Genomic DNA, 22,968 nt, shown 5'->3' on the forward strand with positions numbered 1-22,968 from the left:
GTTGCTATATAGTATACTTTAGGGAAGGAATATATTTTATATTGGAGTTAGTTAGGAGAATTTATGAACATGATCGATTTGCTAAATAGTTTGAAGCCGCTGTTTGAGAGTAAAGTAATGTGGTTTTTAATGGTGCTGATTATTATCAATTATCTTTCCAAAATTTTTTCATTTTTTGTTGAACGCAATAAGAACTATCAATTAAGTGATATCGATGCTATGTCAGGTGAAAAGTTCGAGCATTATTTTGCCAATTTATTAAGAAAATCAAATTATCAGCGAGTCAATGTTACGCAATATCAGGGGGATCAGGGAATCGACGTTCTAGCTCATAATGATGATCGGAAAATAGGATATCAGTGTAAACGATATAAAAGAAATGTTGGAAATAAAGCCGTTCAAGAGGCACATGCTGGTAAAAGTTATTATGAATTAGATGAGGTGTATGTCGTGACGAACAGTTACTTTACTAAACCTGCAAAAGAATTAGCACACAAAACAGGGGTTCATCTAATTGATAGAGACGAGTTATACAAAATGATGAAAAATAAAAAATGACAAAGCTTTATAGAAATCCATTCAAATAAAAGAGAGTAACAAAAAATCGATTTATCCCTTTCTATCTAGAAAAAAGATAGGATAAATCGATTTTTTTATCGTATTAACTATGTTTATTTTCTAACCATTTTCTTGCTTCGCTAATTTCTTCATAGGTCAATTGATGACTTTGTGTCCATAAATGAGAGACATCTCCATGATTTTCCGCAAATAAATTCAGCACACGTTGGCTTTCTTCGATTGGTACGATCGGATCATGTGCTCCAAGTGTCATAAAAGTTTCCGTATTTTTCAAATGCTCTGGGTTCGCTACATTTATTGGATACATGGGATGTAGTAAGATAGCTTTTTTCAATCTGGAATCTCTCAGCATCAAATTGACGGCGATATTTGCTCCATTGGAATAACCGATCAATGTGACCCGATCGAATGAAAAATCATATGTTTGTGCTAAACCATCAATAAAATCGTCTAATTCTTTTCCCCGTGATTCCAAGTCTTTTTCATCATAGATCCCTTCAGCTAGCCGACGGAAATAACGATTCATGCCATCTTCTTGTACGGTTCCTCGAATCCCGATCAGTGTAGCATCAGCATTCAATTCTTTTCCGATCGGAAGCAGAGAATGCTCATCTCCTCCTGTTCCGTGAAGGAGAATAAAAACAGGAGCATCTGCTTTGCCTTGTTCTATTATATAGTTCATTGTTGTTCCCTCCATCGTATATCGTGATCAAACATCTAGCCTTGGTAGACGAGAGATGATTTCTGTTCGCCGAGCTTCAAACTGAGGCGGCATCATTAATTGTTTGCCTAAATTTTCAAAAGATTCATCAACAGTAAAACCAGGTGTTTCAGTCGCGATTTCAAAGATGATATCTCCGTGTTCTTGGAAGTAGATCGCTTTAAAATAGTTGCGGTCTTTGATCTCAGTTACCGAATAATGATGAGTATATAAATAATCCTGCCATTGTTTCTGTGATTCGTAAGTGGGCACAGACCAAGCAATATGGTGTACGGTACCAACTCCCCAGCGACCAAATTTCATCACCGTTTTTGGCACGATGATTTGATGCTTTTGAGTGCCTTTTGTGTAAAACGAATAGCTTTTCTCAGTTGTTACCGCAGATTCTAATCCGAGATCGTTTACCAAGGTGTTGATTGTTGCCTCAGGATCAGCTGAAAACAGCACTGTCCCGTGAAATCCAAGAATTGCGGCTGAATCTGCAGTTTCGACTCCTTCAACAAGTGCCAAAGATAAATCATGAGAGTCTTGTAGCTCCAATGTTGGTTGATTAAATAGCTCCGTTTCTTTTACAGAAATCTGATGTTTAGCTAGATGCTCTTTCCAATAAGCGGTAGTTCCCTTCGGAATACGAAAAGCAATGGTTCCCACTTGGCCGCTGCCTACACGTCCTTTATGCGCATTGCTCCAAGGGAAAAAAGTGATGATCGTTCCATTATCGACAGATTGGTTGCTGTAGTATAAATGGTAGGTATGTTCGTCATCAAAATTGACCGTTTGTTTGACTAAACGTAAACCTAAAACATCGCGATAGAACTGTAGATTTTCTTGCGGATCACCGACTATGGCAGAAATGTGATGGATTTTATCGATCGGGTTCATTGGACATTCTCCTTAAGCGCGTATGGTATTGAAAGGTTTGATGACACTTTCGATATATTCGCGACGATTTTCTAAAAATGGTGCAAGTGATAATTTTTCTCCTAATGTTTCGTAAGGCTCATCCCCCATGAAACCTGGTTCATCTGTTGCTAGCTCAACAAGTATATGACCGACACGAACATATAAAGATTCAAAGTAGTAACGATCGACATAGCCGGAATTGGCTAATCCTAGATTATCAAAAATTTCCTGCCAAACAGCTAATGATTTGCGGTCAGCTAAACGGAATGCAACATGGTGAACCTCGCCAAAACCTTGTTGAGATTGCGGACTGGTCGTATCATCCACCAATACTACTTGAGCGCCGTTACCACCTTCGCCAACTTCCATCAAATATCGATTGTCTTCTTGCTTAACAGTTTTAAAGTTGAAAATATTTTCTAATAAACCTTTAAAATCAGCCGCATAAGAAACGGAAATCTCAACTGGTCCTAAACCGTAAATCGCAAATTCTTCTGGGACGGGCCCTTTTTTCCAAGGAATTCCTGCTTTGACACCGGTATTTGTTTCATCGGAAATCAATTGATAGGCTTGATCGTCGAAATCCCAGAAACGTAATACTTTTTTACCGAATTCAGTTGAAATAGCTTCCTGTTTTACATTGAATTCATTAAAACGTTGTTCATAGTAAGTTAAAGCAGCATCGCTTGGTACACGAAATCCAGTTCTGCTGATCGAATTCGTCCCTTTGGTTCCTTTTGGATTGTTGGGAAAGTCGAAAAAGGTCATCGTTGTACCGGGTGAACCTAAGTCGTCTGCAAAATAAGTATGGTAGGTATAGATATCATCTTGATTGACTGTTTTTTTCACTAATCGCATGCCTAGAATATCTGTGAAAAATGCATAATTCTTTTCTACATCGCTAGTCATTGCTGTGACATGATGTACTCCTAATAATTGATCTTCTTTTCTCATTTTAATAGCCTCACTTTTAATCGTTTATTTTTTTTAATAAGTGTTGTAATGATCGTAATTCTTCGATAGTAATATCAGAAAAACTAGCCGTAATTTGCTGAGCATGAGTAGGAAAAATTTCCTCCATCAGAGTTTTTCCTGCTACGGTAATATCGACATAGATGATTCGACGATCGCTTTCATTTGTTTGCCGTTTTACATAGCCTTTTTTCGTTAACTGGTCGATGACATAGGTGGTACTGCTGCTAGCAATCAGGATCTTTTCCTTAATGGTTTGTGTCGTTTGTCTTCCTTTATGGAAAAGCAATTCCAAAACTGAGAATTCAGTAATATTCAAGCCGTAACAGGTAACATCCTTTTTGGCTAATTGCTCTAGTTGACTAGCGGTGCGTAAAATTCCGATATATGTTTTTAATGATTCTTCTTGATGATCCATGAGTTCACCTCTTTTTATTTCGAATTCGAAATAAATATAACTTACTTTTAATAAGTATGCAAGCTTTTTGTTTCGATCATTCAAAATGATTGTTTAAAAGCAGCGTCAGTTGTACTCTTAAGAGAGAATAGAAAGAGGAGAGGTTGACTTTAGAGGATTAAAACATTTTCGTTTACAAATGTAGTCGTATTTGTTATGCTTGTTTTGTCGAAAGGTTTTAGAACATATAAATAATCTGGTTTTGATCAATGAGCGAAAGCAGCTAAAGTGAAATAAGCGAAAGTAGGGATAAATAATGAGTAATAAGAGTACAGGCAGTGATGGAAAAAATCATTCAATGCACGCAGATCATGAAATGAAAGGAATGGACCATACTGAACATGATATGAGCAACATGAATCATTCGATGCATGAAGACCAAGATATGAGCAACATGGACCATTCAATGCATGAAGGACACGATATGGGCGGTATGGATCATAGTATACATATGGGGAACTTCAAGCAAAAATTTTGGTTATCTTTGATCATCGCTATTCCGATCATTATACTATCACCAATGATGGGAATGGAGTTGCCTTTTCAATTTTCGTTTCCAGGTTCTAACTGGGTCGTTTTAGTTTTAGCCACTATTTTATTTGTTTATGGTGGTCAACCATTTTTAAGTGGCGCTAAAATGGAGTTGAAAATGAAAAGTCCAGCAATGATGACACTGATTGCAATGGGGATTTCTGTCGCTTTCTTTTACAGCTTATATTCGTTTGTTGCGAATACCTTTTTTCATGCACATGTCATGGATTTTTTCTGGGAGCTTGCGACATTGATCGTTATCATGTTATTAGGACATTGGATCGAAATGAATGCGGTGATGAATGCCAGTGATGCGTTGCAAAAATTAGCAGAACTGCTGCCGGATGAGGTGACACGAGTTAGATCCGATGGCACTGAGGAAAAAGTTTCTCTACAAGCAGTCCACGAAAACGATCATTTGATTGTTCGTGCGGGCGACAAAATGCCGACAGATGGACTTATTGAAAAAGGCAATTCCATTGTTGATGAATCAGCTGTTACAGGTGAGTCTCGCGGTGTGATCAAAAAGGTAGGGGATCGTGTGATCGGTGGCTCTGTCAACGGAGATGGAACCATGACAATTCTAGTTACAGGAACAGGCGAAAGCGGTTATCTTGCGAAAGTAATGGACATGGTGCGCAAAGCCCAAGCGGACAAATCAAAACTAGAAGCACTATCAGACAAGGTAGCAAAATTGTTGTTTTATGTGGCATTATTTGCTGGGATTCTAGCATTTATTGTCTGGTTGTTTGTTAGTGATCTGCCTTCTGCTTTAGAACGAATGGTGACCGTTTTTATTATTGCTTGTCCTCATGCGTTAGGATTAGCGATCCCGTTGGTTGTTGCCCGCTCAACCTCTATTGCAGCTAAAAATGGCTTATTATTAAAAAACCGCAATGCTCTTGAGAATGCTCATGATCTAGATATGATTTTATTAGATAAAACAGGTACGTTGACTCAAGGAACTTTTACTGTAACTGGTGTGGAAACATTTGCTGAAACTTTAGATAAAAAAGCAGTGTTACAATATATCGGTGCTTTAGAAAGTAGCGCAAATCATCCAATTGCTACAGGAATCATGAACTACTTAAAGGAACAGAAGATCACACCGTTTAAAGCTGCGAATGAAAGAAATATTTCTGGTGTTGGGTTAGAAGGGCAAGTTGAAGGTAAAAAGGTAAAAATCATCAATGCCAAAGCGTTGAGTCAATTGAATATGACAGTTGATCAGTCAGCTATTACACACTATCAAGAACAAGGCAATACGATCAGCTATTTGTTGATCGAAGAGCAATTAGTCGGTTTGATTGCTTTGGGTGATCAAGTAAAACCTGAAGCGAAGGAATTTATTATCGCGTTGAAAGCACGGGGGATTGAACCCGTTATGCTGACTGGAGATAATGAAGAAGCAGCTTCTAGTGTTGCAAACTATTTAGGTATCGAACGATTTTATGCTAGTTTATTACCTGAAGGAAAAGAAAAAATCGTTGCTAAGTTAGTGAATGAAGGACATCGTGTAGCGATGGTGGGTGACGGAATCAATGATGCGCCGAGTCTCGCACGTGCGACGATCGGAATTGCGATCGGAGCTGGAACGGATGTAGCGATCGATTCTGCAGATGTTGTATTAACAAATAGTAACCCGCTGGATATTTTACATTTTATTGATTTGGCGAAACAAACCCGAATCAAAATGGTTCAAAATTTATGGTGGGGAGCGGGTTATAACATCGTTGCTATCCCTTTAGCTGCTGGTGTTTTAGCTCCTTGGGGAATCATCTTGAATCCTGCTGTCGGGGCTGCCCTGATGTCTTTGAGTACGATCATTGTAGCATTGAATGCGATGACGTTGAAGATTAAAAAATAGAGAAGGGTTACTTTTTATAAAAATAAAAGAACAAACTAAAACAGAGGAGATCATCATCAGTTGATGTGCAGCTCCTCTGTTTTAATTAGCTCTATTGATCAAAGCTTTCCATTAACTTAGCTTGAGCTTCAATCCGTTCTTTGATCTTGATAATAAAACTATCTGGGCTAGTCACGGTCAAAAATGGTCCGAATGACAATATCCGAATCAACAGCTCTGTTTCATCGCTCGTATCATATTGAATGGTCAATTCATAGTGAGACTCATCCAATCGACGAGTCGTTTTGTGGTAATCAGCAAAATGAAGCATACTTCGTTTTAACGCTTGTCGCTTATCGATCAATTGACAAGTCATTTGTGCTTGCTTTCGACGAGAGGTGATCGGTAGAGCCAAATAGTCTCTTTTTTCTTCAGCTAACTGGGCTGTAAGCATGCGATCAAGATTAAGTGTTACTTCAAATCGGCTGGTCCGTAAGATACGCCAAGCCTTTAAGCGAAAAAGATTATTCTTGGGTGAATAGTCTAATTTGAAGGGCAGAAAAAGACCGATTTTGCTGGATACTTTTTTATGTCGTTGATAGTCGATCAACAAAGGCCTTTTTTCCTGAATGGCTTCGATCAAGCATTTAAAATGGCGCTGCTGCTGTTTCTGATCAATGATCGAATCGATTTGGTTAAACTGATCATAATAAGTGATAGCGTTTAAATCGAAAAGTGGCTGAATTCCTTTAAGTTGCTGATCTAAATCAGAAATCTCATGATCTTCTAAGAAAAATGAAAGTCGAGGATCCTTCATTATCGTTTTGAGCCAGCGACGTTCTAAAGCCGTATATGTGCTAGGTGTCTCATTTTTCGTGATTGGAAACCAGCAATCAGGTTCTTTTTCAAATAATAAGTACCAAGGATTATTTTTGTTCTGCAAAGAAGGAAGGAGCTGCATCACAGACTCGTCAAATCCTTTCATTCGAACGATACGGTCCAGTTCTTTTGTTGATAATGCTTGCTTCTGATTTAAAATTTCCTTTACAATAGCAAAATAGATTCCATGTATTTCATGAAATAAAAAATCAGTCATCTATTTTTACCTCCTTTGAAGGGGAGTATAGGGCAATAAGTTCCTTTAAGTCGTTAATAAATAATGTCTCCCACTCTTTATCTGTACTTTCAATAGAAATGATTCTTCCGACAAATGTTCTGAGAAATGGGTTGATAGCAAATAGATCAATCAATTCAATTTCAAAAACGACTGTCTTTTGATCGATTCGATAGCTAATTCCCATTCGCTGTTCGCGAGCGATTCTTGTCATCAAATAATCCTCATATCCCTCCAAAATCTGAAGCAATACGCGTAATTTTTTTAAAGGTTTTTGATTAAAACTTCCGTTCCAAGAAGTCTCTTTCTTCTCAGAAAACTGTTCTTGAAAATCTAAATATTGTTCAACAGGTTCTTTCAAAATAACTTCTTTGATATTGTCGATTCTGATCGAAGTAAGTAAGTTTTTGTGAAGCAAGCCGACTAGATATTGTCTGCCGGTCTCTGTGCTAACATACAAAGACAGTGGTATTAGTTCAGCTTCTTTGCCATTATATTGGTAAACAGATATATAGCGGTGCTCCGTAATTGCAGCAAGAATGGTCAAAACAATTTCCTCATCTAAACTGTGAACAATAAAGTGATGCTTGAACGTAAACGGATTTTCGGTTTTCTGATTTAGCTTATTCAATAAAAATTGGCCAATAACACCACCAGGCAGAACTTCTTTATAAAAATGCAGAACAGGAATCATTTTTTTCTCTAAACTTAGAAGAGCGACTAACTGATAATGAAGTCGCTTCTCTTTTTCTATCTCTTGAAGGACACCTAGTCTGCTGTATTCTTTCAGTTTGTTTCGGATGGTAAGTTCTGAGAGTGTCGGTGCACCGTCAAAATGATTCAAGTACTCTTGGTGAAGCAGTTCTGTCAATTCAGTTAGGGACAATGACTCATAGCTTGTCAAACAATCTAGAATTGTAAAATGAAGAAAAACATCATTTTTAGTGAAACTTTTTGTTTGCCATAATTTAAAGAGTGGATTTGTGTCTAAGGGTTCTTGCTTGAGTTCAAGTCGAATCGTTTTCCCTTGGGCAGTTTGTTCCCATTCAGTATATTCGCTTAAGAAGCTTTCTATGCGACGGCGCTCATTATCATAGCTACGTAAACTTTTTTCTTGAAATTCCTCTCGATGTTTAAAACCATTGATATAAAATTCTCTGGCATACGAGCGAATCGTATTAAAATCTTTGATCAACTCATTAAAAGACCTACTCATTTTTTTCCTCACTATTTTTATTTGGTCATTTTATTATAGCAAATTCACTGATCAAAGTTCGCAACATTTTTTTAAGGCTGAAATGAACGGGGTGTTTTACAATGAATTCAGTTAAGTCATTACTGACAAAACATATCGAAAAAAGGAGTGAAAATAATGTTTGTACATTATGATAAATCAAAAAATGCTGCACCGATCAAAGTTTGGCTGCCTAAGGGGACGCTTGAGGAAAATGTGTTAGAACAAGCGCTGGACTTGGCTCAATTACCATTTGTTTTTAAATGGGTTGCTTTGATGCCGGATTGTCATTATGGCTACGGGATGCCGATTGGAGGAGTTTTAGCGACAAAAGATGTGATCGTTCCTAATGCAGTTGGTATGGATATTGGTTGTGGGATGTGCTACGTTCAAACGGATATTTTGTTCGCTGATTTGCAAAAAGTAGAACATGATAGACAACCACTTTTAAAATTGATCGTCAATCAAGTGATGCGCGATGTACCAGTCGGCTTTGCATTGCATAAAGAAAAGCAATCTTCTAAAGTGATCGACCAAGCATTGATCGATATGAGGGATGATCGAAGTCTTCCAGAAGCAAAAGAAATTTTAGAGAATGCGTATTATCAAATAGGTACGTTGGGCGGAGGCAATCATTTTATCGAGTTTCAGCAAGATGATGAGGGCTATATCGGGATCATGCTTCATTCCGGAAGTAGAAATTTGGGTGCTAAGATTTGTCAACATTTTAATAAAGTAGCGAAAAACTTAAACGAAATCTGGCATAGTCGAGTACCTGAAAGCAATCAATTGCCTTTTTTACCGACAGCAACTGAAACAGGTAAATCGTATTTAAAATGGATGAATATAGCGCTGGATTATGCTTATGAGAATCGTGAACAGATGCTTGAAAAAACAATGGAAATCTTTTCTCATTTTGTTGATAAGTATTTGGAAAAAGAAGTGAATTACAGTATGCGTGTGAACTGTCACCATAACTATGCAGCGTTAGAACATCATTATGGTCAAAATGTTTGGGTACATCGAAAAGGAGCAACACGTGCTAGAAAAGGTGAGTTGGGGATTATTCCTGGAGCAATGGGTTCATCGAGCTATATCGTAAAAGGATTAGGTGAACCAGAAAGCTTTCATTCATCTTCTCATGGAGCTGGACGTGTGTATTCACGTAAAAAAGCGAAAGAAGAAATTTCTGTTGAATCTGTGATCGTTGATTTGAAAGAAAGAGAAGTTATCCTTGGCAAAGTGAAAAAGGCAGATGTCGCAGAAGAAAGTCGTTTTGCGTATAAAAATATCGATGAAGTGATGGGAAATCAAGAAGAACTAGTCACGCCTATCAAAAAATTAACTACAATAGGTGTCATCAAAGGATAGAAAGCAGGAAGTAAAATGAAAAATCAAGAATTTACAAATAATAATCAGCATTATAGACAGCTTGAGGAAAATATGCAAAAAGAATTTCATCAATTGCTTTATGAGAATCAACCATTGTTTAAAGTCGCGCTTACCGACGATTTGTGGCTTCATTATCTGGAATCACTTGAGCTATCAAGTCGACAACAGTATAACTGTAGTTGCTGCAAAGCATTTATTAGAAAGTATGGAGATCTAGTTATTCTGACAGAGGATGGTCAAATAAAATCTGCACTTTGGCATCCAGAAACTGTACCTGATTATTTTAAAGCAGCAGTAACACAACTCAAGAAAGTGGTTGAAGCGAGTTCTATCAAAACAGTTTTTTATTCAGATCAGCGTCAGCTGGGAACGCCATTTTCTGGGGAAAGAAGCCACTTATCACTGATGTTGCCTAAACACTATGTAAGTAAGTCTGCTTTGAAAACAGCCAATCAGCTGATGGCGGAAAAGAAAGCAGAATTTCAACTTTTTGAAGCTACCTTACACATGTATTCTAGAGATAGTGTTTCTATAATGAAAACACTTATCGACTCAGGTGCTCTTTATCGCAGTGAACGATTTATCGGTATGATCTCATGGTTTGACGAAGCACAACAAGTGATTTTGAAAGAAAAAGATGCTCTCGTGAGAGAACGTTTGATGTGGCGTTATATAGCAAAAGCCAAAACAGGCTATTGCCATTTGAAAAATTCGATGATCGGCACCTTGCTTGATGATTATCAGGCAGGTATAAATACTGATGAATTGATCCGACGCTATAACGATAAAATGGACCCATCACAATATATGCGTGCGCAATCGGCTCCTACTGAAGGTGCTTTGATCGAAGCAGAAAAATTAGTTGAAAAACTTGGCATAACAGATGCGTTAGAACGTCGTTTTGCTCGTTTAGATGAGATTCCAGAATTCATTTGGCGTTCTCCTGAAAAGAAAGTGGAAAAACAAAAAATGGGATTGTTTAGTGGGATTATTCCGAAAATCCCAAAGGTCAAGATTGTTGATTGGCCGATCACTACAATGACCTGGAAAAAGTTTTCTGAAACTCTTCTGCCGCAAGTAAATAAAATTGAAGCTAGAGTTGATGATACGAATCGTTTGATGAGTTTAGTGACGGAGAATATACCAGACTCTAAAAGCATTTTCCAATGGGATAATCCATTCTCTTGGTATTATCACGGCGGGGTAGATGGTGAAATCAAGCGTCGTGTCCAAGAAGCGGGTGGCAGATATGAAGAAAATGATATCCGCTGTTCGCTCATTTGGGAAAATCGTACGGATTTGGATTTGCATTGCTTGACACCGGCTGGTAAACATATTTTCTATAACCGAAAACGTGAAACAAATGGTTGGCTGGATGTTGATATGAATGTTCGTGGAGAAACGATGTATCCAGTTGAAAATATTCGCTGGACGAAAGGAGAAGGTGTGGAAGGAAACTATCGGTTTTATGTTCATAATTATCGGGATAGGAGCAATGGATGGGGCACGCCTTTTAAAGTAGAGCTGGAAGTCGCAGGGCAAGTTTATACTTATCAAGGAGAGTTGAGTGTAACAGGTGCGCAAGAAACTGCTTTTGAGTTCATCTATAAAAAAGGACAGATAGCCAAAATGTTGACTAGTAATCAAAGTAGAGAGTATGATACATGGAATCTTACACAAGGAGCATTTGTGGAAGTTACAGGGATCACTAAATCACCCAATCTTTGGGGAGAAAGAAATTGGGAACAAAGCGGAAATCATACATTCTTCTTGTTAAAGGACTGTCGTGATGAGAGTCAAGGCAAAGGTCGTGGTTTCTTCAACGAAATGTTGATACCTGAGTTGAGGGAAATAAGAAAGACTCTAGAAATTTATACGGCGATGACACCGATCAAAGCGGCAGAGATGGCAACAGCTTGCGGGCTTGGATTTAGTAAAGAAGCTGAATGGAATGTGTTATTAAAAATTTCTATCGATGGTATGGAGCGATTGATCAAAATTGATCGATTTGACTGATTTCGATTAAAAGGATAAAAAAATGTTTAAAAAGAACAACCGTCCCAATTATTTTTATTGAGACGGTTGTTCTTTTTTTCGTAAGAGCGATTAAATCGTAATCGTCTCTTTAGCAGTTTTAGCTAATTCTTTCTTCAATTCGCCGATAATTTCTATTCCTGCGCTAGTTCCGATTCTTTCAGCTCCACAGGCGATCATCTTTTTAAACGTTTCGGCATCACGAATTCCACCGGCCGCTTTGACCTTCACTTTATCACCCACACGTTTTTTCATCAATTTGACATCATCGAAAGTTGCTCCTGTCGGCGCAAAGCCTGTCGATGTTTTGATGAAATCCGGCTCGACTTTTTTAGCTATTTCACTAAGCTTGATTTTTTCTTCATCAGTCAGGTAAGCATTTTCAAAAATAACTTTGGAAATCACGTGGTTTTTACGGCAAATCGCAACGATACCTTCCATCTCTTCTTCGATATATAGCCAATTTTGAGCTTTGACCTCAGTCAGGTTGACTACATAATCGATTTCAGTGGCACCGATCTTGATTGCGTTCTCTGTTTCGAAAAATTTCGCTTCTTTAGAAGTTTGTCCTAAAGGAAAGCTAATGGCTGCGCCGATATTGATATCCGTCCCTGCCAATAATTCAGCGCATAACTTCGACTGGACTTGGTTGATAGCGACCATCTTGAAATGATAGTCTTTCGCTTCTTGGCAAAGCTTGCTCATATCTGCGGTGGTAGCATCAGCCTTCAGGTTGGTATGATCGATAAAACGTGCTAACTCATCGATAGTATAATTCGACATGTAAATCCCTCCTATATGTAATTACATAATGAGTGTAAAACGAAAAGGTTTTCTTGTCAAGAGAAAAAATATTCAAATAAGTTATTGACATATTAATTGTAAGGGGTTGCTATTTGGGTGTGTTAAGAATTAATGTAATTACATAAATGGAGGTTATAAAATGAAGCTATTACTTGTCTCGCATGGAACCTTTGCAACTGGCTTATTGGAAAGCTATGTCATGATCGCTGGCGAAAATAGTGATATTTCTGCAATTTGTTTGACAGATGATGGGATTGGAGATTTCTCTAAACGTTTGCAGGACTTTGTACAAATGCATCTTGATGAAGGTCTTTTGATTCTGTGTGATATTAAAGGAGGAACGCCCTTCAATGAGGCGTATCGGGAATTTTTGGCAAATCCACAGCAAGTAAAAGTGGTGACAGGGATGAATCTACCAATGTTGATTGAAACAGGTGTCGCCCTTCAAAGCGGTAGAAAGCTTGAAGAATTATTTGAACTAGCAGTCAATACGGGTAGAAGCTCTGTTGAAGGTACTGAGGTATTAGCACAACAAGAGGATGAGATCGACTTTTAAAGGAGGAAAACAACATGACAATTACACTAGCAAGAATCGATGACCGAGTGATTCATGGACAAACAACGACACGCTGGACCAAAGCAAGACCTGTCCAAGGAATCTTAGTTGTAGGGGATGATATCGCTCAGGATGACTTAAGAAAAAAAGTACTGAAGGCAGCGGCTGGGAACTTGAAATTAGGAATTTATACCGTAGAGCAAGCAGTTGAAAGTGTGCCGAAAGGGAAAAACTCACAAAAGGATTTCTTTCTTATCAGTAATTCGCCGCAAACGTTTGCGAAATTGGTAAAGCTTGGCGTTGATTTTGGTAAAAAACTCAATGTTGGACCGATGAATACTCGTGCTGGAGCAAAAGTGTTAGGACGAACAGTAGCCATCGATGAAAAAGATTATGAAGCTTTCGAATATATGGACCAGCAAGGAATCGAAATCGGATTTCAATTGTTGCCGGATGATGAAATCAAACCTTGGAAACAATTAAAAGCCAAATATGATGGGATGTAATGGGAAAAACAGATAGGGGGAATCAAAATGGATACAGGATTATTATTGCCAGCATTATTGACCGGAATTTTTTGTTATTTAGGTGCGATCGAAACCCCATGGCTTTTCGGCATGACGGGCGGCTTTTACATTGTTGGCCGGCCTTTGGTTGCAGGATTACTGGTAGGGATCGCTTTTGGTGATGTGCAGGCGGGAATTCTTTGTGGCTTAGCTGTTCAAGCCGTTTTTATTGCCAATTTAACCACTGGGGGAGCAACGAACAGTGAGATCACGTATGCGGCATATGGCGGCATCGGTTTAGCTTTAGCAACGACTAAAGACCCTGCTGTTGCAGTTACTTTGGCTATTTTGATCGGGCAAACATTTGGACTTATTTTTTACAATTCTAGAATGGCAGCGTATTCTTTTTGGAATACTCGGGCGCAAACAGCCGCAGAGAAAAATGATGATCGAGGAATCGTTTTGAACCATGTTGTTTATCCTCAGATCACGACCTTCTTATTGCGTGCAGTACCAGTATTTTTAGCAATATTTTTAGGAAAAGGATTAGTGAATTGGCTTCTTTCAAACGTTCCTCAGGTCGTAACGGATATTATTTCTGTTTTGGGCGGCGTCTTACCGGCATTAGGAATCGCTATGCTAATGAGCATCGTAGTCAAAGAAAAGGCGCACTTGATTTTCTTTTTTGCTGGTTTTGTTTTAATGGCATTTGCCGGATTGAATATGATCGCTTTAGTATTTATAGCAGCACTTGTCGCTTATATCGTCTTTTTAGCAACAGGCAATGCGTCTAATGCTCAACCTAAAGCAACAAATCAATCGGCTGATTCTACCGTATTTGAAGATGATGATCTATTCTAGAAAGGATGAACTGACATGGAACAAACAACGAAGCGTTTATCAAAAAAAGAGTTACGTCAAATTTGGAAACGTTGGGGCTTCACCCATCTTTCTTCGATGAGCTATGAAAAATTACAAGCGCATGCCTGGGCGTATTCCTATCTGCCATTTGCTGAAAAATACTATAAGAATGATCCAGAAAAAAAGAAACGTTTATTGATGCGTCATTCAATGTTCTATAATACTGAACCACAAACGGGACAGCTGATCAATGGGATCGTGGCATCTTTAGAAGAAGAGATAGCTATCGGCGGCGATGTGCCAGAGGAAATGCCGATCAATATCAAAACGACGCTGATGGGACCCCTAGCAGGAATTGGAGATTCGATCATTCAGGGCATCATCGTACCGATCCTATTGTCGATCGGTATGGGCTTAGCTTCTGGCGGGAATGCCCTAGGACCGATCTTTTATATCTTATCGTATGGCGTAGTTGGGGTACTGATTTCTTACCTTGCGTTTATGAATGGGTATAAATTAGGTGTAAACGCCATTGATGTGATTATTGGCGAAAATGCGAAACGAATCACAGATGCCTTCAACATTTTAGGTGTGATGGTTGTCGGAGGCTTAGCTGCTTCAAATATTGCGCTCGTGACAAAACTAAAGATTCCAATGGGCGAAGAAGTCCAAGCCTTACAAGATGTCTTGGATGGCATTTTTCCTAAGGTACTACCGTTGGCGATGGTATTATTAGCTTGGTACTTATTGACGTCTAAGCAATTGACAGCAACAAAAGTTATTTTAGTACTGACGGTTATTTCTGCGATCGGTGTTGCCGTCGGCGTTTTTTAGGAGTGGTGAAAAAGCATGTTTATATTAAAATCGATTCCCAAAAAAAGAATTTGGGGAACGCCTCGTTTACAAGCCTATTCAACAGAAAGCTGTGAGGGAAAAATAGGTTCTGTGTATTCTGCATCTGCAACCGAAGAAATCGATAGTCCTGTTGTTTCGGAACAACAGACATTACGTGAGTTGGTACAAGAAAATCCACAGTCCTTTGGTTTGCTTGAAGGAGAAGAATACCCTTTGATCATTTCGATGACTGGCGCAGATGAGGATTTGAGCATTCAAGTGCATCCTACTGATGACTATGCTGAAAAAACAGTCAATAAGCCGTATGGAAAAAGTGAAGCTTGGTTCTTTTTGACATCACCAAAAAGTGGATCGATCATCGCGGGGCAAACAGCAGCTTCCGAACAAGCCTTTATGACAGCGATCCAAGAGAATAAGTATGAAACGATTTTAGGAAAAACGACAGTGGCGAAAGAATCGATCGTGTATATTCCTTCTGGAACCATTCACGCATTGACCAAAGGCGCATTAGTCTATGAAATTCAGCAGTCTACAGATATCACATATCGTTTTTATGATTATGATCGTTCCGATGATTCCGGCATCAAAAGAGAACTGCATACAAAACAAGCGACTGAAACACTAGAATTACAACAAACTGTGCTAAAGGCTAATTTTGACTTAGGACAAACCCTTGATGTGAAAGAATTTACTGTCAGAAGAGCACTTTTAGCAAAGAACTACCGAAATCAAAACTCCTTAGCACAAGTGATCACAGTTTTGACTGGAATAACTAAAATCGCAGAACAAGAGATCAAGCAAGGCCAGAGTATAATCGTTTTGCCCGATGAACAATTAGTGATCGATACACCATTTGAATGTATGATCGCTACACCAAAAGCATATTGGCGCGAGACTTCTGTCTAATTTATTGTATAATGAAGATACATGAGCGAGGAGGTAGTTTATGAATTTGCCTTTATACAAAAAAATCGAGCAGGATCTATTAGATAAGATCGAAGATGGAACCTATGCTGAAAATGAGCTGATCCCAACAGAATTAGAATTAGCTGAAGAATATCAAGTAAGCAGACCGACAGTAAGACAGGCGGTCCAAACATTAGTGGATGCTGGCTATTTAGAGAAGAGAAAAAAAAGAGGAACGATCGTTAAACGCCCAAAAATCGAGCAGGAATTTACCAAAGTGATCGAAAGTTTCGATTCTGAGATGAGCCGAAAAGGCTTGGTTCCAAAGACGAAAGTCATTGCTTTTAAAAAAGACGCTGCCAATGAAGAAGTGGCTGAAAACTTAGAGATTCTAGAAGGTGATGACGTCTATAAGCTGATTCGTTTACGGTATGCTGGAGAAAAACCGACAGTTTTAGTAACTACCTACATCCCGGCATTTCTATTTAAGGAACTTGATGAAGTCGATTTTTCTACAAATTTACTTTACAGTATCTTTAAAGAAAAAGGCTTTCCGATCAAGACTGTTTCACGTCGTCTAGATGTGATTCAAGCGGATGATACAGTGAGTGATTTATTGGATGTTGAGGTAGGCGCACCGCTGTTTTATTTCCATACTCGAGGATTTACAGACGGGAAGTTACCGATCGAGTATTCGATTTCAAAATACCGGGGAGATATAAATTCCTTTGTGTTTGAGATAACTGAAAATGGATAGCACTTGAATCATAGTTTGACTGTAAAAAATGTGTATGAGATATGCCGTAGGTGATATCTCATACACATTTTTTGTTTTCTTTTATACTAGAAAATCATTTATTAGATAAGAATAAAAAAATATGTTACATTTCAATTGAACGTCAATGTGCCATTATTTTAGTATACATGCTTTTTTTCACGATTAAAAGACCAGAGGTGAAGTTGCGATGACCACTAATCAGGAAGAAGTAATGAAAGAGCTCTATAACCTTATTTTAAATCCCGGAACACGTGATTGGGAACGTGTACAGTTGATAGAAGCGAAGAATCAAATAGAAACTGGTGCGAATTTCAAAGACCAGCTAGCTAAACTTGAAGCAGCCTTGCGCCCTCTGAATACGAGAAACAATCTAACTCCTGATGTAGCTGACTTTTATTCGAAAATCACAAACGACCCAATTGGAGAAAAGGTGTATGACTTTTCAAAACATATCGTTTTAGATGCCGACCATCAAGAACGTGCTGTTTTTGCTGGCGGCTGTTTTTGGTGTATGGTCGAGCCTTTTGAAACACGTCGTGGGATCGTTTCCGTTTTATCTGGCTATACAGGAGGATCGGTTGAACATCCGACTTATGATCAAATAATAGGAGGAAGTACAGGTCATGTAGAAGCAGTTGAGATTATTTTTGATACACGCATGATCAGTTATAGAGAATTAGTGGAATTATACTGGGAAATTTCTGACCCAACGGATGCATTTGGTCAGTTTCAGGATCGCGGAAATCAATACAGACCGATCATTTTCGTTCAGAATGCGCAACAACGACAGATTGCTGAACAATCAAAGGAGGCACTTGAAGCTTCTGGAAAATACAAAGAGCCGATTGTGACAGAAATTCAGTCAGCAACGGAATTTTGGCCTGCAGAAAATTATCATCAAGAATTTTATAAGAAACAGCCCAAACGATATAGAAAAATGAAGCGTGCTCGTCAAAATCTTATGAAATATCAACAGCTTAAAAATAAAATTCAACGTAAAAAAAATAGAAAACGCAATTGAATTTGTCGATAATTTCCTTGAATTAAAATGAAAACGTATTTATTTTTTTGTTTCTTGTAAGACTATTGACAATAAAACCTATATGCGTTAATATCGAACAGTATTAATTACTAACACTGTTAGCTATTAACGGTGAAAGTGATTATTTTAAAAGAAGGAGGAGTCATATGTCATTCGCAGAGGAAGCTGAACAAGAGCTTATTCGTTTGATGGTGGAGAACCGTAATAGTGCCTTCAGCAAGTTTGAAAAGAGTAATCAAGGTGAAAATATCGTCATCAAATTTCTCTATAAACATGGTGAACCCACTAGCCCGAAGCATTTAGCGGAATCACTGAATTTATCTAGTGCCCGAATTGCTGTTGTTTTAGGAAGTTTAGAAAAAAAGGGACTGATCGAGCGTAATATGGACCCAAATGACCGTAGAAGAATCAATGTTACTTTGACGGAGTGCGGCAAGAAAGCGGCTAAACAAGAGAAAAAGCAAATGCGTGATAAAGTCGTTCAAATTTTCAAAATGATGGGCGAAGACGATACAGTACTGTTCATTGAACTCGTTGCGAAATTTGTTGACTGCGCCCAAAAATTATCTCTGAAAGAGGAAGGTGACCAATAGTGAAGATTTTTAAATATCTAGGCAAATACTGGTATGCGGTCATCGCAGTTCTTGTGCTTTTAGTTGTACAAGCCAATAGTGATCTAAGCTTACCAAACTTAACATCCGACATTGTTGATATCGGTATTCAACAAGGAGGGCTTGAAAACTCTACGCCTGAAAAAATCAGAAAATCAACTCTTCAGGGAATTGAAATGTTCATGACTGAAGATGAAAAGAAAACCATTGAGGACAACTACAAAGAAACAACTCAAAAAATCGATGGTGAAAAAGTAGACATTTATAAACTAGATCTGCAAGAAGGAATGACAAAAGAAAAGCTTGCTAAGGTCTTTGATCTGCCTATGATGATGTTAGCATCTTCTCAAGCAAAGGATTCTAAAAGTGCAAGTGAAGCCAAAGCAATCATCGAAGACTATAAAGCAATCGGAAACGATGCTGAAAAAGCCCAAAAGTTAGGAGCAGAGGCTAAGGCATTAGGCGAACAAGCAAAAGCAGCTGGCGAAGCTGCAGCAAGTGCAACAGATGCCGCTACTGCGGCAGCCAATGTCAGTGAAGCTCAATCTTTAGCAGCGCAAGCACAGGAAAAAGGGGCTGAAGCACAGAAGCTTGCAGATTCCTTACAAACAAGAACGGATGAAATGCCCGCAAAAGTGGAGGCTGCTAGAAAGAAAACAGAAGATAACTTAGGTGATCTTGGAGCAAATTCGCTTAGAACGGTGGGGATCCAATTAACGTTAGCTGAATATAAGGCGTTGAATATGGACACACAACAAATTCAAACGGATTATATTATTAAAACTGGCTCAAAAATGATCTTATTAACATTGATTTCTGCTGTCGCTGCAATTATTGTTGGTTTGATCGCTTCGATCGTGGCAGCGTCTGTCGGACGAAATTTACGTGTGGGACAATATGAAAAAACATTACAATTCTCCAATACAGAAATGGAAAAATTCTCACCAGCATCATTGATCACTCGTAATACTAATGACATCCAACAAATGCAGATGGGGATCGTCATGATCATGCGTATCGTATTATATGCACCGATCCTTGGTATTGGCGGGATCTACCAAGTCTACCGAACAGGAACTGGTATGGGCTGGATCGTTGGAGTAGCGGTCGGCGCGGTATTGGTTTTAGTTCTAACCTTATTAGCAACAACGATGCCTAAGTTTAAGGCGTTACAAAACTTGGTGGATAGAGTGAACTTAGTTTCTCGTGAAATCATCACTGGACTACCTGTTATTCGGGCATTTTCGCGTGAGAAATTTGAAGAAAAACGTTTTGACCGTGCAAATACAGATTTAATGAAAACTCAATTATTTGTCAACCGCGCAATGTCGATCATGATGCCGGTAATGATGCTATTGATGAATGGGATTTCTGTCTTGATCGTTTGGGTCGGTGGTCATAATATGGATATGGGCCAACTTCAAGTTGGGGACATGATGGCCTTCATCACCTATACAATGCAAATCGTTATGGCCTTCATGATGTTGTCGATGGTATCGATCATTCTTCCTCGTGCAAATGTAGCAGCAGGCCGTGTGGAAGAAGTTCTTGAGACCGTACCGACGATCGAAGATCCAAAACAACCAAAAGACGACCATGAATTCAATGGTGAAGTGAAATTCGAAGCTGTTCAATTTAGATATGGCGATGCCGATGAGGATGTCTTACATCATATCAATTTTGTGGCAAAACCAGGGCAAACGACCGCATTGATCGGGTCAACAGGATCTGGTAAATCAACGGTCATCAATTTGATTCCTAGATTATTCGACGTCACAGGTGGACGAATCACAATCGATGGCATCGATATTCGGGAAATGTCCTTGCATAAACTACATGAAATCATTGGATTTGTTCCTCAAAAAGGGGTACTTTTCTCAGGTGATATCGCGTCAAACATCAAATTTGGAGATGCAGATATTTCAGATGAACAAATGAAAAAAGCAGCTCAAATTGCACAAGCAGAAGAATTTATCGATTCGAATGAAAAAGGCTACAGCCGTGAGATTTCTCAAGGTGGAACGAATGTTTCCGGTGGTCAAAAACAACGTTTGTCCATTGCTCGTGCTCTAGCTAAAAATCCTAAGATCTTGATTTTTGATGACTCATTTTCAGCACTTGATAATAAAACTGATGTTGCTTTACGTAAGGCTTTGTCTGAAAATATCAAAGATGTAACGCAGATCATTGTTGCTCAAAAAATTTCAACGATCCTTCATGCAGATAACATTATCGTGTTAAATGAAGGACGTATCGTTGATCAAGGAACGCATGAAGAACTGATGAAATCATCAAAAGTATATCAAGAAATCGCTCAGTCACAATTAAGCAATGCTGAATTAGGCATAGAAGAAGCGGAGTAAGGAGGAGCAAATAATGGCAGAAGAAAAACAAAACCGCCCTCGTCGCGGCGGTGGTCCTGGACAAATTGCTCCAGTAGAAAAAGCAAAAGATTTCAAAGGAACGATCAAGAAATTAGTGTCGTATATCGGTGCCTATAAAATTCCTGTATTCTTTGTGATGATCTTTGCGATCGCCTCAACCGTATTCAATATTTGGGGACCAAAAATTTTATCCAAAGCAATCACAGAATTATTTAATGGTTTAATCAAGAAATATCAAGGAACCGGTGGTATCGATTTTGAAAAAATCGGTGGTATCCTATTATTCATGCTAGGTTTATACCTTGTTGCATCGTTATTCGGGATCATCCAAGGCTGGATCATGTCGACGATTTCGCAAAAAATCACCTACCGCATGAGAAAAGAAATATCAGAGAAAATCAATCGTATGCCGATGAACTATTTTGAAAGTCGGACGACTGGGGAAGTTTTATCTCGTATCACAAATGACGTGGATACATTAGGACAATCATTGAACCAATCGATCACACAACTGATCACATCTGTCTTCACCATCATTGGAGTTATCGTGATGATGCTTTCGATCTCAGTTAAAATGACAGGAATTGCGATTTTGATCGTACCGATTTCCTTTATTTTGATCATGATCGTTGTAAAAAACTCACAAAAATACTTTAAAACACAACAAGAATATCTTGGTGTGATCAATGGTAAAGTCGAAGAAACGATCGGTGGTTACAATATCGTGCGTTTGTTCAATGATGAAGAAAACTCTTTGAATGAATTTAAAGAGCAAAATGATGTGCTATTCAAATCAGCTTGGAAATCACAATTTCTTTCAGGTTTGATGCAGCCGATCATGAACTTTGTCGGAAACTTAGGGTATGTTGCAGTTGCGATCGTTGGTGGGATCATGGCATATAATGGTTCGATCACAGTTGGGGATATCCAAGCGTTCATCCAATATGTACGTAACTTAACACAGCCGATCGCTCAATTAGCGCAAGTGTCTAATATGCTTCAATCAATGGCGGCAGCTGCTGAACGTGTCTTCGAATTTCTTGGTGAGGAAGAAGAAGATCAAACGGTACCAAATCCAGTTAAAATCGATAAAGCCGAAGGAATGGTCGACTTTGACCATGTACAATTTGGTTATACACCAGATAAAATCGTTATCCATGACTTCAGTTCCCATGTGGAACCAGGACAGACAGTTGCGATCGTTGGTCCAACGGGTGCAGGGAAAACAACAATGGTCAAATTGCTGATGCGTTTTTACGATGTCAATTCTGGTGCAATCAAGATCGATGGCCACAATATCAAAGATTTCAATCGTGCCGATCTACGTAAGAATATCGGAATGGTTTTACAAGATACTTGGTTATTCAAAGGAACTATCATGGAAAATCTTCGGTATGGTCGTCTTGAAGCAACGGATGAAGAAGTCTACGCTGCTGCGAAAGCGGCCCATGTCCATCATTTTATCCAAACATTGCCTGGCGGCTACAATATGGAATTGAATGAAGAGTCTTCTAATATATCTCAAGGTCAAAAACAATTATTGACGATCGCCCGTGCTATTTTAGCTGACAAACCGATCTTGATTCTAGACGAAGCAACTTCTTCTGTTGATACACGAACAGAAGGATTGATCCAAGAGGCGATGAATAATTTAATGGCTGGACGTACGTCATTTGTTATCGCTCACCGTTTATCTACGATCAAAGATGCAGATAAGATCCTTTATATGCAAGACGGAGACATCAAAGAGCAAGGAACACATGATGAATTACTTGCTGAAGGTGGCTACTATGCGTCGCTTTACAATTCCCAGTTTGAGGATTTAGCAGACGAAAACTAGATAGTAAAAAGAAAGTTAGAAATGATCTTTAAGAGGTCGTTT

At 38.7% G+C, this 22,968-nt stretch carries 21 protein-coding genes; 14 read left to right on the forward strand and 7 right to left on the reverse strand.

Annotated features, from left to right (window positions below):
• Positions 1 to 63 precede the first annotated feature (63 nt).
• A complete protein-coding gene (locus IGI58_RS15520; RefSeq protein WP_429952675.1) occupies positions 64 to 558 on the forward strand; it encodes a restriction endonuclease in 495 nt (164 codons plus the stop codon).
• Between the two features lie 103 nt (positions 559 to 661).
• On the opposite strand, the gene IGI58_RS15525 is transcribed toward IGI58_RS15520, so the two are convergent.
• Genes IGI58_RS15525 through IGI58_RS15540 form a run of 4 tightly spaced genes read right to left on the reverse strand, consistent with a single transcriptional unit; the run spans position 662 to position 3,593 of the window.
• Entirely contained in the window at positions 662 to 1,261 is a 600-nt protein-coding gene (locus IGI58_RS15525) for an alpha/beta hydrolase (RefSeq protein WP_429952674.1), read from the reverse strand.
• A 27-nt stretch (positions 1,262 to 1,288) separates the two neighbouring features.
• A complete protein-coding gene (locus tag IGI58_RS15530) occupies positions 1,289 to 2,182 on the reverse strand; it encodes a VOC family protein (RefSeq protein ID WP_429952673.1) in 894 nt (297 codons plus the stop codon).
• 12 nt (positions 2,183 to 2,194) lie between these two features.
• Positions 2,195 to 3,157, reverse strand: coding sequence for a ring-cleaving dioxygenase (locus tag IGI58_RS15535; RefSeq protein WP_429952672.1), 963 nt, complete (start codon positions 3,155 to 3,157; stop codon positions 2,195 to 2,197).
• A 16-nt stretch (positions 3,158 to 3,173) separates the two neighbouring features.
• On the reverse strand, positions 3,174 to 3,593 hold the full coding sequence (locus IGI58_RS15540; protein ID WP_429952671.1) for a MarR family winged helix-turn-helix transcriptional regulator: 420 nt from the start codon (positions 3,591 to 3,593) through the stop codon (positions 3,174 to 3,176).
• Between the two features lie 295 nt (positions 3,594 to 3,888).
• On the opposite strand from IGI58_RS15540, the gene IGI58_RS15545 reads away from it, so the two are divergent.
• Complete coding sequence (locus IGI58_RS15545; RefSeq protein WP_429952670.1) at positions 3,889 to 6,030, forward strand: heavy metal translocating P-type ATPase; 2,142 nt, start codon at positions 3,889 to 3,891, stop codon at positions 6,028 to 6,030.
• A gap of 91 nt (positions 6,031 to 6,121) precedes the next feature.
• On the opposite strand, the gene IGI58_RS15550 is transcribed toward IGI58_RS15545, so the two are convergent.
• A complete protein-coding gene (locus IGI58_RS15550) occupies positions 6,122 to 7,105 on the reverse strand; it encodes a WYL domain-containing protein (protein ID WP_429952668.1) in 984 nt (327 codons plus the stop codon).
• Positions 7,098 to 8,339, reverse strand: coding sequence for a hypothetical protein (locus IGI58_RS15555; protein WP_429952667.1), 1,242 nt, complete (start codon positions 8,337 to 8,339; stop codon positions 7,098 to 7,100). Before IGI58_RS15555 ends, IGI58_RS15550 begins: the two co-directional genes overlap by 8 nt.
• 156 nt (positions 8,340 to 8,495) lie before the next feature.
• On the opposite strand from IGI58_RS15555, the gene IGI58_RS15560 reads away from it, so the two are divergent.
• Both IGI58_RS15560 and IGI58_RS15565 read left to right on the forward strand, forming a co-directional pair.
• Positions 8,496 to 9,728 (forward strand): RtcB family protein, encoded by a 1,233-nt coding sequence (locus tag IGI58_RS15560; protein ID WP_429952666.1) that lies wholly within the window; start codon positions 8,496 to 8,498, stop codon positions 9,726 to 9,728.
• Between the two features lie 15 nt (positions 9,729 to 9,743).
• A complete protein-coding gene (locus tag IGI58_RS15565; RefSeq protein ID WP_429952665.1) occupies positions 9,744 to 11,765 on the forward strand; it encodes a hypothetical protein in 2,022 nt (673 codons plus the stop codon).
• Between the two features lie 90 nt (positions 11,766 to 11,855).
• On the opposite strand, the gene deoC is transcribed toward IGI58_RS15565, so the two are convergent.
• Complete coding sequence (gene deoC / locus IGI58_RS15570) at positions 11,856 to 12,566, reverse strand: deoxyribose-phosphate aldolase (RefSeq protein ID WP_429952664.1); 711 nt, start codon at positions 12,564 to 12,566, stop codon at positions 11,856 to 11,858.
• 160 nt (positions 12,567 to 12,726) lie between these two features.
• Between deoC and IGI58_RS15575 the strand changes: the two genes are divergently transcribed.
• The 10 genes from IGI58_RS15575 (at position 12,727) to IGI58_RS15620 (ending at position 22,926) form a co-directional block, all read left to right on the forward strand.
• Entirely contained in the window at positions 12,727 to 13,143 is a 417-nt protein-coding gene (locus tag IGI58_RS15575) for a PTS sugar transporter subunit IIA (protein WP_429952663.1), read from the forward strand.
• Positions 13,144 to 13,157: 14 nt separating this feature from the next.
• The gene (locus tag IGI58_RS15580; RefSeq protein WP_087639877.1) at positions 13,158 to 13,649 is read left to right on the forward strand and encodes a PTS system mannose/fructose/N-acetylgalactosamine-transporter subunit IIB; all 492 of its coding nucleotides are present in this window, start codon (positions 13,158 to 13,160) and stop codon (positions 13,647 to 13,649) included.
• Positions 13,650 to 13,676: 27 nt separating this feature from the next.
• Positions 13,677 to 14,510 carry a PTS mannose/fructose/sorbose/N-acetylgalactosamine transporter subunit IIC gene (locus tag IGI58_RS15585; RefSeq protein ID WP_429952662.1) on the forward strand — a complete coding sequence of 278 codons (834 nt, stop codon included), beginning with the start codon at positions 13,677 to 13,679 and terminating at the stop codon, positions 14,508 to 14,510.
• A 15-nt stretch (positions 14,511 to 14,525) separates the two neighbouring features.
• Positions 14,526 to 15,344, forward strand: a complete 819-nt coding sequence (locus IGI58_RS15590) for a PTS system mannose/fructose/sorbose family transporter subunit IID (protein ID WP_087639879.1) — start codon at positions 14,526 to 14,528, stop codon at positions 15,342 to 15,344.
• 15 nt (positions 15,345 to 15,359) lie between these two features.
• Positions 15,360 to 16,271 (forward strand): type I phosphomannose isomerase catalytic subunit, encoded by a 912-nt coding sequence (locus IGI58_RS15595; RefSeq protein WP_429952661.1) that lies wholly within the window; start codon positions 15,360 to 15,362, stop codon positions 16,269 to 16,271.
• A 40-nt stretch (positions 16,272 to 16,311) separates the two neighbouring features.
• On the forward strand, positions 16,312 to 17,028 hold the full coding sequence (locus IGI58_RS15600; protein WP_429952660.1) for a GntR family transcriptional regulator: 717 nt from the start codon (positions 16,312 to 16,314) through the stop codon (positions 17,026 to 17,028).
• Between the two features lie 208 nt (positions 17,029 to 17,236).
• Complete coding sequence (gene msrA / locus IGI58_RS15605; protein WP_429952659.1) at positions 17,237 to 18,070, forward strand: peptide-methionine (S)-S-oxide reductase MsrA; 834 nt, start codon at positions 17,237 to 17,239, stop codon at positions 18,068 to 18,070.
• 167 nt (positions 18,071 to 18,237) lie between these two features.
• On the forward strand, positions 18,238 to 18,684 hold the full coding sequence (locus tag IGI58_RS15610) for a MarR family winged helix-turn-helix transcriptional regulator (protein WP_087639883.1): 447 nt from the start codon (positions 18,238 to 18,240) through the stop codon (positions 18,682 to 18,684).
• Positions 18,684 to 21,065, forward strand: a complete 2,382-nt coding sequence (locus IGI58_RS15615) for an ATP-binding cassette domain-containing protein (protein WP_429952657.1) — start codon at positions 18,684 to 18,686, stop codon at positions 21,063 to 21,065. The genes IGI58_RS15610 and IGI58_RS15615 overlap by 1 nt, the downstream gene beginning before the upstream one ends.
• A gap of 13 nt (positions 21,066 to 21,078) precedes the next feature.
• The gene (locus IGI58_RS15620; RefSeq protein ID WP_087639885.1) at positions 21,079 to 22,926 is read left to right on the forward strand and encodes an ABC transporter ATP-binding protein; all 1,848 of its coding nucleotides are present in this window, start codon (positions 21,079 to 21,081) and stop codon (positions 22,924 to 22,926) included.
• Positions 22,927 to 22,968 lie beyond the last annotated feature (42 nt).

The organism is Enterococcus sp. AZ020, assembly GCF_050499205.1.
Taxonomy (GTDB): Bacteria; Bacillota; Bacilli; order Lactobacillales; family Enterococcaceae; genus Enterococcus_L; species Enterococcus_L dunnyi.